This window comes from Kitasatospora sp. NPDC023120 (assembly GCF_055560835.1).
In genome coordinates, this window is record NZ_JBVHHY010000031.1 from 1 (window position 1) to 14,179 (window position 14,179).

Annotated in this window: 11 protein-coding genes; 7 read left to right on the top strand and 4 right to left on the bottom strand. The window is 72.8% G+C overall.

Annotated features, from left to right (window positions below; translation table 11 throughout):
* Positions 1–491: 491 nt before the first annotated feature.
* On the top strand, positions 492–941 hold the full coding sequence (locus tag ACZ3TI_RS33900; protein ID WP_465733127.1) for a PTS sugar transporter subunit IIA: 450 nt from the start codon (positions 492–494) through the stop codon (positions 939–941).
* Between the two features lie 44 nt (positions 942–985).
* The gene (ptsP, locus tag ACZ3TI_RS33905) at positions 986–2,656 is read left to right on the top strand and encodes a phosphoenolpyruvate--protein phosphotransferase (protein ID WP_465733129.1); all 1,671 of its coding nucleotides are present in this window, start codon (positions 986–988) and stop codon (positions 2,654–2,656) included.
* Between the two features lie 79 nt (positions 2,657–2,735).
* On the opposite strand, the gene ACZ3TI_RS33910 is transcribed toward ptsP, so the two are convergent.
* The 3 genes from ACZ3TI_RS33910 to ACZ3TI_RS33920 are packed head-to-tail and all read right to left on the bottom strand — an operon-like array spanning position 2,736 to position 6,423.
* Entirely contained in the window at positions 2,736–4,856 is a 2,121-nt protein-coding gene (locus ACZ3TI_RS33910) for an acetoacetate--CoA ligase (RefSeq protein ID WP_465733131.1), read from the bottom strand.
* Positions 4,857–4,901: 45 nt separating this feature from the next.
* Positions 4,902–5,450: an NUDIX domain-containing protein gene (locus ACZ3TI_RS33915; protein WP_465733133.1), complete on the bottom strand. Its 549-nt coding sequence runs from the start codon at positions 5,448–5,450 to the stop codon at positions 4,902–4,904.
* Between the two features lie 49 nt (positions 5,451–5,499).
* Positions 5,500–6,423 (bottom strand): NUDIX hydrolase, encoded by a 924-nt coding sequence (locus tag ACZ3TI_RS33920; protein ID WP_465733135.1) that lies wholly within the window; start codon positions 6,421–6,423, stop codon positions 5,500–5,502.
* A gap of 187 nt (positions 6,424–6,610) precedes the next feature.
* Here ACZ3TI_RS33920 and mmuM point away from each other — a divergent pair, with 187 nt between their 5' ends.
* The 5 genes from mmuM to ACZ3TI_RS33945 all read left to right on the top strand — a co-directional run bounded on the left by mmuM (position 6,611) and on the right by ACZ3TI_RS33945 (position 12,837).
* Positions 6,611–7,555: a homocysteine S-methyltransferase gene (gene mmuM / locus ACZ3TI_RS33925; protein WP_465733137.1), complete on the top strand. Its 945-nt coding sequence runs from the start codon at positions 6,611–6,613 to the stop codon at positions 7,553–7,555.
* Between the two features lie 116 nt (positions 7,556–7,671).
* Positions 7,672–8,436 (top strand): IclR family transcriptional regulator, encoded by a 765-nt coding sequence (locus ACZ3TI_RS33930; protein WP_465733139.1) that lies wholly within the window; start codon positions 7,672–7,674, stop codon positions 8,434–8,436.
* A gap of 305 nt (positions 8,437–8,741) precedes the next feature.
* On the top strand, positions 8,742–9,449 hold the full coding sequence (locus tag ACZ3TI_RS33935; RefSeq protein WP_465733141.1) for an MIP/aquaporin family protein: 708 nt from the start codon (positions 8,742–8,744) through the stop codon (positions 9,447–9,449).
* Positions 9,450–9,546: 97 nt separating this feature from the next.
* Complete coding sequence (gene glpK / locus ACZ3TI_RS33940) at positions 9,547–11,067, top strand: glycerol kinase GlpK (RefSeq protein WP_465733143.1); 1,521 nt, start codon at positions 9,547–9,549, stop codon at positions 11,065–11,067.
* 174 nt (positions 11,068–11,241) lie between these two features.
* The gene (locus tag ACZ3TI_RS33945; RefSeq protein WP_465733145.1) at positions 11,242–12,837 is read left to right on the top strand and encodes a glycerol-3-phosphate dehydrogenase/oxidase; all 1,596 of its coding nucleotides are present in this window, start codon (positions 11,242–11,244) and stop codon (positions 12,835–12,837) included.
* Between the two features lie 70 nt (positions 12,838–12,907).
* Here ACZ3TI_RS33945 and ACZ3TI_RS33950 read toward each other — a convergent pair whose 3' ends face one another.
* Complete coding sequence (locus tag ACZ3TI_RS33950) at positions 12,908–14,128, bottom strand: metal-dependent hydrolase family protein (protein ID WP_465733147.1); 1,221 nt, start codon at positions 14,126–14,128, stop codon at positions 12,908–12,910.
* Positions 14,129–14,179 lie beyond the last annotated feature (51 nt).

Below are 14,179 nucleotides of genomic sequence, written 5' to 3' on the forward strand. Positions count from 1 at the left end.
TTTGGCACGCTGTTGAGTTCTCAAGGAACGGACGCTTCCTTCGGACCGCCTTCCAGCGGACCCTCCGGGCTTCGTTCTTTCGTGTTTCCAGCTTACCAGACGTTTTTCGCCCCGTTTACCGGAGCTTTTCGCATCTGAAATCTGGTGTTAACCGCCGAGTTGCGGCGACTCGACCAACCATAGCGGGTCGGTGGCCCGAGTGCGAATCGGGGCGCGCCCGGTGTCGCCCGGTTGGCGGCATGATTTGTTGCTCTCGCGAGCATATACAGCAATGGTCCCGATTCGCCAAGATGCCTGTAGAGTGCGGCGCATCGGCCGAGAGGACTAGACCACTCGTGGGCTGGTGAGACGCCGGCCGGTAGGCGGGCGAGGGCGGGGGGTTCGCCCGGCAATGTCGACAGATGTCCGTAGTTGACATGATTTAGGCTTCAGCTGATCGTCGTGCCGCTTCTCGCGGCCGCTCGCTGTACTGGCACTTGGGAGGCACAACCATGACCACTGTGACGTCGCCGCTGACCGGCAAGGTCGTCGGGCTCGCCGGCGTGCCGGACCCGGTGTTCTCGGGCGCGATGGTCGGCCCCGGCACCGCGATCGACCCGGTTCGTCGGCCCACCGAGGCGGTCGCTCCGGTGGACGGCGTCGTGGTCTCCATGCACCCGCACGCCTTCGTCGTCGTGGACGCCGAGGGTCACGGTGTGCTGACCCACCTCGGGATCGACACCGTGCAGCTCAACGGCGAGGGCTTCGAGCTGCTCGTCAACAAGGGCGACACGGTGACCCGCGGCCAGGCCGTCATCAAGTGGGACCCGGCCGCCGTCGAGGCCGCCGGCAAGTCGCCGATCTCGCCGATCGTCGCGCTGGAGGCCACCGCGGGTTCGCTCGGCGACCTGCGGGAGGACGGCGAGGCCATGGTCGGCGACGCCCTGTTCAGCTGGAGCTGACCCCTCTCTATATCCCCCACACAGACTCAGCGGAGAACAGGTACATGGAGAAGACACTGCGCGGCGTGGGTGTCAGCCACGGGGTCGCGATCGGCCAGGTGCGGCACATGGGGACGGCGGTGCTGGAGCCCCCGGCCACCCAGATCCCCACCGAGGACGCCCCGCGGGAGCAGGCGCGTGCCCAGGCCGCCGTGGAGGCGGTCGCCGCCGACCTGATCGCGCGCGGCAACCTCGCGGGCGGCGAGGCGCAGGCCGTCCTCGAGGCCCAGGCGCTGATGGCGCAGGACCCGGAGCTGATGGCCGACGTGTCCCGCCGGATCGCCGTCGGCAGCAGTGCCGAGCGCGGTGTGTACGACGCCTTCGCTGCCTACCGTGCGCTGCTGGCCTCCGCCGGCGAGTACCTGGCCGGGCGGGTCGCCGACCTGGACGACGTCCGCAACCGCATCGTGGCCCGGCTGCTCGGGGTGCCGATGCCGGGTGTGCCGGACAGTGACGAGCCGTACGTGCTGTTCGCACGGGACCTGGCGCCGGCCGACACCGCGCTGCTGGACCCGACGCTGGTGCTCGGCTTCGTGACCGAGGAGGGCGGGCCGACCAGCCACAGCGCCATCCTGGCGCGGGCGATGGGCGTGCCGGCCGTCGTGGCGCTGCCCGGGGCGACCGACGTCGCCGAGGGCACCGTCGTCGCGGTGGACGGCAGCTCGGGCGACGTGCTGCTGGAGCCGTCGCCGGAGAAGCAGGACGAGCTGCGGGCGATCGCCGCCGAGCGCAAGGCCGCGCTGGCCGCATCCTCCGGCCCGGGGCAGACCTCGGACGGGCACCGCGTCCCGCTGCTGGCCAACGTGGGTGGCCCGGCGGACGTGCCGGCCGCGCTGGAGAACGGCGCCGAGGGCGTCGGCCTGTTCCGCACCGAGTTCCTGTTCCTGGACGACTCGGCGAAGGCTCCCGGCGAGGAGAAGCAGGTCGAGGCGTACCGCAAGGTGCTGGAGGCGTTCCCGGAGGGCCGGGTCGTGGTCCGGCTGCTCGACGCGGGCGCGGACAAGCCGCTGGACTTCCTCACCCCGGCCGACGAGCCGAACCCGGCGCTCGGCGTGCGCGGTCTGCGCACCCTGCTGGAGCACCCGGAGGTGCTGCGCACCCAGCTGCGGGCGCTGGCCACGGCGGCCGAGGGCCTGCCGGTGCACCTCGAGGTGATGGCCCCGATGGTGGCCGACCGCAAGGACGCCAAGGACTTCGCGGCCGCGTGCCGGGAGGCCGGGCTGGACGCCAAGTTCGGTGCGATGGTGGAGATCCCGTCGGCCGCGCTGCGGGCCCGGTCGATCCTGCAGGAGGTCGAGTTCCTGTCGCTGGGGACCAACGACCTCGCGCAGTACACCTTCGCGGCGGACCGCCAGGTCGGTGCGCTGGCGCGGCTGCAGGACCCGTGGCAGCCGGCGCTGCTGGACTTGATCGCCGCTGCGGCCGACGCCGCGCGGGTGTCCGGCAAGACCTGCGGCGTCTGCGGCGAGGCGGCCTCCGACCCGCTGCTGGCCGTGGTGCTGACCGGTCTGGGCGTCACCAGCCTCTCGATGGGCTCCGCGTCGATCCCGTACGTGCGGACCGCGCTGGCCAAGTACACGCTGGCGCAGTGTCGCCGGGCGGCCGAGGCGGCCCGGGCGGCGGACAGCGCCGAGGAGGCGCGGGCCGCGGCGCAGCAGGTGCTGTCCGGCGAGTAGTGGGCCGGACGTAGAGACGGGAAGGGGGCGTCCCCGCCATCGCGGCGGGGGCGCCCCTTTCGTGTGCGGCGAGGGCCGGTCAGGCCTGGCGCTCGACGCGCAGCTGCTCGAAGAAGCGCAGGTGCTCGATGTTGTCGACGGAGCCGGGGTTGACGGCCTGCTCCAGCGGGGTGCCGGAGAGGATGCGCTTTACCGGGACCTCGATCCGCTTGCCGGTGAGGGTGTGCGGGAGGCCGCGGACGACGACGACCTCGTCGGGGACGTGGCGCGGGGAGAGTTCGCTGCGCAGCGAGGTGCGGATGCGGCCGACGAGGTCGTCGTCCAGTTCGGCGCCGGGCGCGAGGACGACGAACAGCGGCATCCAGTAGCCGCCGTCGGGCTCCTCCAGGCCGATGACCAGGGACTCGGCGATCTCGGGCAGGCGCTCGACCACCTCGTAGATGTCCGAGGAGCCCATCCGGACGCCCTGGCGGTTGAGGGTGGAGTCGGAGCGGCCGTGGATGACGACGGTGCCCCGGGAGGTGACGGTGATCCAGTCGCCGTGGCGCCAGATGCCGGGGTACATGTCGAAGTAGCTGTCGTGGTAGCGGGTGCCCTCGGGGTCGTTCCAGAAGCCGGTGGGCATGGACGGGATGGGCTTGGTGACGACGAGTTCGCCGACGGCGTCGGTGAGCGGCTTGCCCTGGACGTCCCAGGACTCGACGGCTGCGCCCAGGCAGGGGGCCTGGATCTCGCCCAGGTACACCGGGAGGGTGGGGACGCCGCCGACGAAGCAGGAGCAGACGTCGGTGCCGCCGCTGACGGAGGCGAGCCAGACGTCCTCCTTGACCTCGTCGTAGATCCAGCGGAAGCCGTCGGGCGGCAGCGGGGAGCCGGTGGTGCCGATGCAGCGCACGGCGGAGAGATCGAGGTCGCGGCCGGGGTGGAGCTCGGCCTTGCGGCTGGCGATCACGTAGGCGGCGGAGGTGCCGAGGACGGTGGCGCCGGTGCGGGCGGCGACCGACCAGAAGGCGCCGGTGTCGGGGTGGCCGGGGCTGCCGTCGTAGGTGACGATCGTGGACCCGACGAGGAGGCCGGCCAGCAGGAAGTTCCACATCATCCAGCCGGTGGAGGTGTACCAGAGGAAGCGGTCCTGGGGGCCGAGGTCGAGGTGGAGGCCGGCCTGCTTGAGGTGCTCGAGCAGGATGCCGCCCTGGCTCTGGACGATGGCCTTGGGCAGGCCGGTGGTGCCGGAGGAGTAGAGGACCCAGAGCGGGTGGTCGAAGGGGACCGGCTCGAAGACCGGCTCGACCTCGTCGGCGACCAGGTCGTCCCAGTGCAGGGCGCCCTCGGGGGCGGGGCCGCCGAGCAGCGGGACGTGGATGACGGTGCGCAGGCTGGGCAGCTCGCGGCGCAGCTCGGCGACGACGTCGGCGCGGTCGTGGTCCTTGCCGCCGTAGTGGTAGCCGTCGATGGCGAAGAGGACGGCGGGTTCGATCTGCTGGAGGCGGTCGAGGACGCTGCGGGCGCCGAAGTCGGGGGCGCAGCTGGTCCAGACCGCGCCGACGGCGGCGGTGGCGAGGAGGGCGACGGCGGCCTGCGGGATGTTGGGCAGGTAGGCGCTGACGCGGTCGCCGGGGCCGATGCCCCGGGCGCGCAGGGCGGCGGCGAGGGACCCGACCTGGCGGCGCAGTTCGGACCAGGTGAGGACGACGGGCTCCTCGGTGGTCTCGTCGAGGTGGAGGATCGCCGGGCGGTCGGCGTTGGCGCCCTTCTCTCCGTTGGGCCTGGGCTCGGCGGCGCGCAGGGCGTGCTCGGCGTAGTTGAGGCGGGCGCCGGGGAACCAGCGGGCGCCGGGCATGGCCGCCTCGGCGAGGACGGCGTCGGGCGTCTGGGTGAAGCGGACGTCGAACCACTGGGTGACCGCGGTCCAGAACCGGTCGAGGTCCTCGGTGGACCAGGTGTGCAGGTCGGCGTAGCGCTCTGCGGCCTGCTGGTCGTCGGCGGCCGGGGCGAGCGGTGCGGCCGGGGCGCCGTGGTGTTCGGCGGCCCAGGCCTGGAAGGCCACCAGGCTGGTGGCGGCGGCGCGAGCGGGGTTGGGGCGCCAGAGCGGCTGGTCCTGGGGTGGGGTGCTCACGGTGGTGGTCTCCCGGCCGGTGGTGGGGACGGGAGTGCTTGTGGCAGACCCGTCCGGTTGGGCTGTCGGTGCAGACCATGCCATGTGTGCGCCCGTCGCGCCAGGGTCGCCCGGTGACTGGCCCGCTGGTCAGCGGGGGGTGAACTCTCCGCTGAACCAGCGGCTCAGGACGCTGTTGTGGAAGTCCCAGACGAGCGCGGTGTCGGCGGTGGCGAGGAACCAGCCGTCGGTCTCGTCGGTGGGGAGCGAGGGCGGGAGCTCGGCGAGCGGGCGGGCGGGGAGCAGTCCGCAGAGCATCACGAAGCGGCCGTTGGGATCGGAGGCGGTGTGGATCAGGGTGACCTCGGCGGGGTCGGCCGCGATGCCGGTCTCCTCGCGCAGTTCGCGGACACAGGCCTGCTGCCAGCTCTCGCCGTAGTCCATGTAGCCGCCGGGGAAGGCGAGTTCACCGTAGCCGGGCTCGATGGTGCGGCGGATGACGACCAGGGCGGGGTCGGCGTCGGGCCGGGTGACGGGCAGGACGGTGACCGCGACGGGCAACGGGTTGCGATAGCTGATCTCGGCGCAGCCGGGGCAGGTACGGGGCCAGGCGAGGGTGCCGGGCGGGTAGGGCGTGCCGCAGAAGTGGCAGTGGGAGAACGGCCGGTGGACGGTCTGGGTCGCTTCGTCAGTGGTCATGGCCGGATGGTAGCCCGGTGGGTCGGCGGTGGGACCGGGTCTTCGGTGCTCAGCGGCCGTCGCCCGGCAGGCCCTCGCCCGACAGTCCCTCGCCGGGCGGGGCGTCGCGGGTGGGGCGGAGCAGGGCGGGGTGCAGCAGGCGGGCGCCGCCGGCGTGGTAGGTGCGGGCGCGGGGGCCACCGCGGGTGCCGCCGCGCTGGGTGGTGGTGCCGGTGCTCTCGACGAAGCCGGGGACGGAGAGGACCTTGCGGTGGAAGTTGCCGGGGTGGAGCTTCTCGTCCCAGACCGCCTCGTAGACGGCGCGCAGGTCGGGGATGGTGAAGTCGTCGGGCAGGAAGGCGGTGGCCAGCGGGCTGTACTCGAGCTTGGCGCGCACCCGGTCGAGGCCGTCGGCGAGGATCCGGGCGTGGTCGAAGGCCAGGGTGAGCGGCGTGGGACCGGTGCGCCCGTCGACACCACCCCCGTGGGTGTCGTCGGGCGCACCGGCGGCTACGGACCGGCCGCGGGGCCGGAGGTCCAGGTCTCGGACGGGGTGCCAGGCGGCGGCCGCGGCGTCCGTCCCGGCCTGGGGGTCGGGGAGGTCCGGTGCGAAGGCGAGGTAGGCGACGGAGACGACGTGCATCCGCGGGTCCCGGTCCGGGTTGCCGTAGGTGCCGAGCTGCTCCAGGTGGAAGCGGCAGGGCCTGGCCTCGGCCTCGGCGGCACCCTGCAGGCCCGTCTCCTCGGCGAGTTCGCGGGCGGCCGCTTCGTCCAGGCTCTCCTCGCCGGCCCGCAGGAAGCCGCCGGGCAGTGCCCAGCAGCCCTGGTAGGGCGGGGCGCCGCGCTCGACGAGCAGGACGTGCAGGTTGCCGTGGCGCAAGGTCAGAGCGACCACGTCGACCGTGACGGCGATCGGGGCGTAGGCGCGCGGGTCGTACGCGGCGAGCCACTCCTGCTCGGCCGCGGGACCGGTGCTCTGGTCCTCCGCCGCCATCGCCCGGTCCTCTCCGTACTCGATCTTGCTGTTCGGTCTTGTTGTTCGGTGTGGTCAGGTGCTGTCGTTCTCGGCCTGAGCACAACGTAGGCGATCGCGTTCCTCGGCGGCAAATGCTTTTCCCGGCCCGCGGGGGCGTCCGCCTTCTAGGCTGTGACCAGCAACGACCATGCCAGAGGAGGCCGACATGCCCACTGCTCCCCCGCCGGACTTCGCCGCGGCGCTGGCCGCCGGTCCGCTGGTGCTGGACGGCGGGATGTCGAACCAGCTGGCGGCGGCGGGGCACGACCTCTCGGACGGGCTGTGGTCGGCGCGGCTGCTGGCGGACGACCCGGGGGCGGTGGTGGCGGCGCACCGGGCGTACTTCGAGGCCGGCGCGGACGTCGCCATCACGGCGAGCTACCAGGCGAGCTTCGAGGGCTTCGCCCGTCGCGGGATCGGCCGGGCGGAGGCCGCGCGGCTGCTGGCGAGCAGCGTCGAGCTGGCCCGGGAGGCGGTGCGGGCGGAGCCGGGCGGGCGGCGGCGCTTCGTGGCGGCGTCGGTGGGTCCGTACGGGGCGGTGCTGGCGGACGGTTCGGAGTACCGGGGGCGGTACGGGCTGGGCATCGGCGAGCTGGCGGCCTTCCACCGGCCGCGGCTGGAAGTGCTGGCGGCGGCCCGGCCTGACGTGCTGGCGCTGGAGACGGTGCCGGACGCGGACGAGGCGCGGGCGCTGCTGGAGCTGGTCCGCGGCCTGGGGGTGCCGGCCTGGCTGTCGTACAGCATCGAGGGCGACCGGACCCGGGCCGGGCAGCCGCTGGCGGAGGCGTTCGCGCTCGCGGCGGAGGTGGACGAGGTGGTGGCGGTGGGCGTCAACTGCTGCACCCCGCAGGACGCCGACCGGGCGGTCGCGCTGGCCGCCGAGGTGACCGGGAAGCCGGTGGTGGTCTACCCCAACAGCGGGGAGCGGTGGGACGCGGAGCGCCGGGGCTGGCGCGGGGAGCCGACGTTCCGCTCGGCCCGGGTGGGCGGCTGGCTCGCGGACGGGGCCCGGCTGGTGGGCGGCTGCTGCCGGGTCGGCCCGGACGGGATCGCGGCTCTCGCGGCGGAGGTGGCGGTGCGCCGGGGCCGCTCGAACGACGCGGAAGGCTAGTCGGCCGCGGAGGGGTTACCGAGGGGGAAGGTGCACGAAGAGAGCAGGGCCTGGCAGACTCGTCCCGTCACCACTGCGGTCGACATTGTCGACCGCCTGTCAGCGCGGAGGTACTCATGCCCGGCCCGATCCAGTCGCTCTCCCGGGCCGCCGCGATCATGCGCCTGCTGGCCGGCGGCGAGCGCCGCCTGGGCCTGTCCGAGGTCGCCACGGCGCTGGACCTCGCCAAGGGCACCGCGCACGGCATCCTGCGCACCCTGCAGCAGGAAGGGTTCGTCGAGCAGGACCCGGAGAGCGGCAAGTACCAGCTGGGCGCGGAGCTGCTGCGGCTGGGGCAGAGCTACCTGGACGTGCACGAGCTGCGGGCGCGGGCCCTGGTGTGGGCGGACGACCTGGCCAGGGCGGCCGGGGAGACGGTCTACCTGGGGGTGCTGCACCAGCAGGGCGTGCTGATCGTGCACCACGTGTTCCGACCGGACGACACCCGGCAAGTGCTGGAGGTCGGCTCGATGCAGCCGCTGCACAGCACCGCGCTGGGCAAGGTGCTGGTGGCGTACGACCCGGTCGCGCGCGGGGAGTTGGGCGACGGACCGTACGAGTCGTACACCGTGCGCACGCTCACCCGGGCCGCGGACGTGGACGCCGAGTGCGCGCTGATCCGCGAGCGCGGCTGGGCGGACTCGATCGAGGAGACCTGGGAGGGCGTGGCCTCGATCGGCGCGCTGATCCAGGACCGGCGGCGCAACCCGGTGGGCGCGGTGTGCATCAGCGGGGCGGTGGAGCGGGTCTGCGAGGACGGCTTCGTGAAGCCCTCGCTGGTGGCCTCGGTGCGCAGCGCGGCCCGCGCGATCTCCCGCGATCTGGGCGCCGGCCGGTTCTGAGCGGAGCATTCATTTCGTCACGCTGAGGCGCGGACGGGCGGTTGGCCTGTCCGCGCCTTGGCGTTTTGTCCCGTTTCGGGGCGCTCCGCTCGGTAACTTCAAGGGACCGGTCGAGGCAAGGGTCACAGCTGCGTAACCCTGCCTTGACGTGGGGGCGACCTGCGGAGGAAGCTTCCGCATGACGGTCGACATTGTCGAACGATGGCCGGATCGACCACTCCCACTGATGCGCTCACCCGCACGGTGATCGGTCCGGCCACCTGCCCCCACCCGCACCTCCGGGCCATATGGACAAGGGAGTCTTTGTGTCCGCGTTCTCCAACGGCGACGTCTTCGTCGGCGAAACCCTCGGCACTGCCGCCCTGATACTCCTCGGCGGTGGCGTCTGCGCCGCCGTGACCCTCAAGAAGTCGAAGGCGATCAACGCCGGCTGGCTGGCGATCACCTTCGGCTGGGGATTCGCGGTCCTCATCGCCGCCTACATGTCGGCTTCGAAGTCCGGCGCCCACCTCAACCCGGCCGTCACCATCGCGCTCGCGGTCAAGAGCGGCGACTGGAGCCAGGTGCCGCTCTACATCGGCTCCCAGATGCTCGGCGCGATCATCGGCGCCGTGCTGGTCTGGGCCACCTACCTCGGCCAGTTCCAGGCCAACAAGGAGCCCACCCTCGGCATCTTCTCGACCGGGCCCGAGATCCGGAACCCGATCCAGAACGTGCTCACCGAGGTCATCGGCACCTTCGTGCTCTGCATGGCGATCCTCACCCTCAACCCCGACCTCAAGGCCATGGGCACCCTGATCGTCGCCTTCACCGTCGTCGGCATCGGCCTCTCGCTGGGCGGCCCGACCGGCTACGCGATCAACCCGGCCCGTGACCTCGGCCCGCGCATCGCGCACTCGCTGCTGCCGATCCCGAACAAGGGCGGCTCCGACTGGTCGTACGCCTGGGTCCCGGTCGTCGGCCCGATCCTCGGCGGCCTCGCGGCCGGCGGCGTGTACAACGCCCTCTTCTAAAGGCCGGGTTGTACCCCGCCGAGCACGGGGACTGACCGAGAAGCGCGTCAGACCCACCCACCCCGTATCCCACGAACCCGAGCCGAGGACCCTCCCCATGACCTCCACCGGTAACTACATCGCCGCGATCGACCAGGGCACCACCTCCAGCCGCTGCATCATCTTCGGCGCCGACGGCCGGATCGTCGCCGTCGACCAGCAGGAGCACCGGCAGATCTTCCCGCAGCCCGGCTACGTCGAGCACGACGCCGCCGAGATCTGGACCCGGGTGCAGTCGGTCGTCCGCGGTTCGCTGGAGAAGGCCGGCCTGACCAAGGACGACATCCGCGCCATCGGCATCACCAACCAGCGCGAGACCACCGTCCTGTGGGACAAGAACACCGGTGAGCCGGTGCACAACGCGCTGGTCTGGCAGGACACCCGCACCGAGGCGCTCTGCCGCGAGCTCGGCCGCAACGTCGGCCAGGACCGCTTCCGCCGCGAGACCGGCCTCCCGCTGGCCAGCTACTTCGCCGGCCCGAAGATCCGCTGGCTGCTGGACAACGTCGAGGGCCTGCGCGAGCGCGCCGAGGCCGGCGACATCCTGTTCGGCACCATGGACACCTGGGTGATCTGGAACCTCACCGGCGGTGTCAACGGCGGCAAGCACGTCACCGACGTGACCAACGCCAGCCGCACCATGCTGATGAACCTCAAGACCCTCGCCTGGGACGAGAGCATCGCCGAGTCGATGGGCGTGCCGATGGCCGTCCTGCCGGAGATCCGCTCCTCCGCCGAGGTCTACGGCGAGGCCGTCGGCGACCTGGCCGGCGTCCCGGTCGCCTCCGCGCTCGGCGACCAGCAGGCCGCGCTGTTCGGCCAGACCTGCTTCGACGAGGGCGAGGCCAAGTCCACCTACGGCACCGGCACCTTCCTGCTGCTCAACACCGGCGAGAAGATCGTCAACTCGTACCACGGCCTGCTGACCACCGTCGGCTACCGGATCGGCGACCAGGCCCCGGTGTACGCCCTGGAAGGCTCCATCGCCGTCACCGGCTCGCTCGTGCAGTGGCTGCGCGACCAGCTCGGCATCATCTCCACCGCCGCCGAGATCGAGACCCTCGCCAACACGGTCGAGGACAACGGCGGCGCCTACTTCGTCCCGGCCTTCTCCGGCCTGTTCGCCCCGTACTGGCGCTCCGACGCCCGCGGTGTGATCGCCGGTCTGACCCGGTACGTCACCAAGGGCCACCTGGCCCGGGCCGTCCTGGAGGCCACCGCCTGGCAGACCCGCGAGGTCGTCGACGCCATGCAGAAGGACTCCGGGGTCGAGCTCACCGCCCTCAAGGTCGACGGCGGCATGACCAGCAACAACCTGCTCATGCAGAACATCGCCGACGTCCTGGACGCCCCGGTCGAGCGCCCGTACGTGGCCGAGACCACCGCCCTCGGCGCCGCCTACGCGGCCGGTCTCGCCGTCGGCTTCTGGAACGACCTCGACACCCTGCGGGCCAACTGGCACCGCGCCGCCGAGTGGACCCCGCGCATGGACGAGGCCACCCGGGAGCGCGAGTACAAGAAGTGGCTCAAGGCCGTGGAGCGCACCATGGGCTGGGTGGAGGAGGAAGAGGACAACTGACCGACAAGCCGGTCGGGGCCCCGTGCCCCGGCCGGCCGCCCGCTGTTTCCGGCAGCGGGTGTCACCGGTTTTCACCGGCCCGCCGCACCGGGCCGACCGGCCTCTCCCGAGGGGCCGCACCGCACACGAGAGGAGTAACGGCGTCGCCCGACCCGCGCGCCGTACACAACCACCATGGCAACCATCCCGACCCTGGGCGCCGAGCGCACCGCCGGCCGCACCGCCTCCCGCGCCGAGACCCGCGAGCTGCTCGGCAAGGCCACCTACGACCTGCTGGTGATCGGGGGCGGCATCCTCGGCACGGCCGTCGCCTGGACCGCGTCCCAGGCCGGCCTGAAGGTCGCCATGGTCGACGCCGGCGACTTCGCCGGCGCCACCTCCAGCGCCTCCTCCAAGCTCGTCCACGGCGGACTGCGCTACCTGCAGACCGGCGCGGTCAAGCTGGTCGCGGAGAACCACAAGGAGCGCCGCGCGCTCTCCACCGACGTGGCCCCGCACCTGGTCAACCCGCTGACCTTCTTCGTCCCCGTCTACAAGGGCGGCCCGCACGGCGCCGCCAAGCTCGGCGCCGGCGTGTTCCTGTACTCGGCGCTGTCCGCCTTCCGCGACGGCATGGGCCGGGTCTCCACCGCCGCGCACGCCGCCCAGCAGGTGCCCGCGCTGCGGACCGAGGGCCTGCGCTCGGTGGCCGTTTACGGCGACCACCAGATGAACGACTCGCGCGTCGCCGTGATGACCGTGCGCGCCGCCGTCGACGCCGGTGCCGTGGTGCTCAACCACGCCGAGGTCACCGGGCTGCGCTTCACCGGCGGCCGGGTCACCGGCGCCGAGCTCCGCGACCGCCTGGACGGCGCCGAGTTCGGCATCGACGCCCGCCTGGTGCTCAACGCCACCGGCCCGTGGGTCGACCACCTGCGCAAGATGGAGGACGCCGGCGCCGCGCCGTCGATCCGCCTCTCCAAGGGCGCCCACGTCGTCGTCAAGCGCCGCTCGCCGTGGCGCGCCGCGCTGACCATCCCGATCGACAAGTACCGCGTCTCCTTCGCCATCCCGTGGGAGGACCACGTCCTGCTCGGCACCACCGACGAGGAGTACACCGGCGACCCGAAGGACGTCCGGGCCACCGACGCGGACATCGACCAGATCATGGGCGAGGCCGCGCACGCGATCCGCGACGAGCACCTCGACCGCGACCTGATCACCTACTCCTTCGCCGGCCTGCGCGTGCTGCCGGGCGGCCCGGGCGACACCGCCGCCGCCAAGCGCGAGACGGTCGTCACCGAGGGCAAGGGCGGCATGCTGTCGGTCTCCGGCGGCAAGTGGACCACCTACCGCCACATCGGCCGCACCGTGCTGGAGAAGCTGGCCCACGTGCCCGGCACCAGCCTCGGCGAGGACATGTCCCCGATCGCCCCGACCGTCCCGCTGCCGGGCGTCGGCGCGCCGAACGCGGTGGCGCACCGCCTGCTGATCGACCGTGAGCCGGGCTCCCGGATGGAGCCGCTGGTCGCCAAGCACCTCGCCAGCCACTACGGCACGCTCTCCTTCGAGATCGCCCGTCTGATCGACGAGAACCCTGAACTCGGCCGGCCGATCCACGCGGACGGGCCGGACGTCTGGGCGCAGGTCGCGTACGCGGCGGACAACGAGTGGGCGTACACCGCGGACGACGTGCTGCGCCGCCGCACCACGATGACGGTCCGCGGGCTGGACACGCCGGAGATCCGGGCCGAGGTCGAGGCCTTCCTCGCGGAGCGCGGGAGCAAGTAAGAACTGCGGTACGGCGGGCGGGCGTTCGGGGTTTCCCCGGGCGCCCGCCCGTCGTTGTGCATTCGCGGCGTCAGATCGGCTGCCCAGCCTTGACCACGTGCCTGAGGTGGCGCTCCGGGCGGGTGAGGACGGTGAGGTCGGCCAGCGGGTCGCCGTCGACGACGAGCAGGTCGGCGTGGGCGCCCGGGGCGAGGGTGCCGATCTCGCCCGCCATGCCGAGCAGCCTGGCCGCCGTGGTGGTCGCCGAGCGGAGCACGTCGGCGACCGGCTGGACCTGGGCGCGGAGGGTGAACTCCTCCAGCTGGGCCGGGTGCAGCGGGCCGAGCAGGTCGCTGCCGTAGACCAGGTTGACGCCCGCTCGGTGGGCGCGTTCCAGGGCGTCGAGGCCCTGGTCGCGGACCTCGGCGAGCTTGCCGACGGAGGCGGGCGGCAGGCCGGAGGCGGCGCCGAGCTTGGCGGTCTGCTCGTAGGCGACCAGGGTGGGGACCAGGTAGGCGTCCTTCTCCAGCAGCAGCTCGACCGTGCCGTCGTCCAGCAGGTTGCCGTGTTCGACGCAGCGCACCCCGGCCCGCAGGGCGCGGTCGATCGCGCGCGGGTGGTAGGCGTGCACGGTGACGTAGCGGTTGTGGTTCTCCGCCTCCTCGACCGCCGCGCGGATCTCCTCCTCGCTGTACTGGACGGCGGCGATCTCGTCGTGCGGGGAGGCGACCCCGCCGGAGAGCAGCACCTTGAGGTGGCGGGCGCCCTTGCGGAACTCGTCCCGGGCGGCGGCCCGTACGGCGTCCACGCCGTCGGCGATCCGGCCGAAGTTCGGGCGGGATTCGCAGCAGGGCAGGGCGTCATCGTCGAGCGGGCGCAGGTCGCCGTGGCCGCCGGTCTGGGACAGCGCCTTGCCGCCGTGCAGCAGCCGGGGGCCGAGCGCCAGTCCCTCGGCGAGGGCGCGGGCCATGCCGTGGTCGGCGCCGCCGACGTCGCGGACGGTGGTGAAGCCGCGGCGCAGCATGCGCTCGGCCTCGGCGAGGGCGCGGACGGTCGCGTAGCCGGGGGTCCAGTTGGCGACGTCGTGCAGGTCGAGCGTGGTGACCAACAGGTGGACGTGGGCGTCGATCAGGCCGGGCAGGACGGTTCCGCCGCCGGCGTCGACCACCCGGACCTCGTCGGTGGCGGCGGGCGGGCGGCCGGTGCCGGTGGCGGCGATCCGGCCGTCGGCGGCCTCCAGCCAGCCGAGGTCGGTGCGGGTGCCGTCCTCGGGGTGGAGCAGGTGGGCGTTGGTGATCAGCAGTCGGCTCATGGCGGTGCTCCCCCTCGGATCCGGTGCGGCTCGCACCGGCGGTTCAGTACG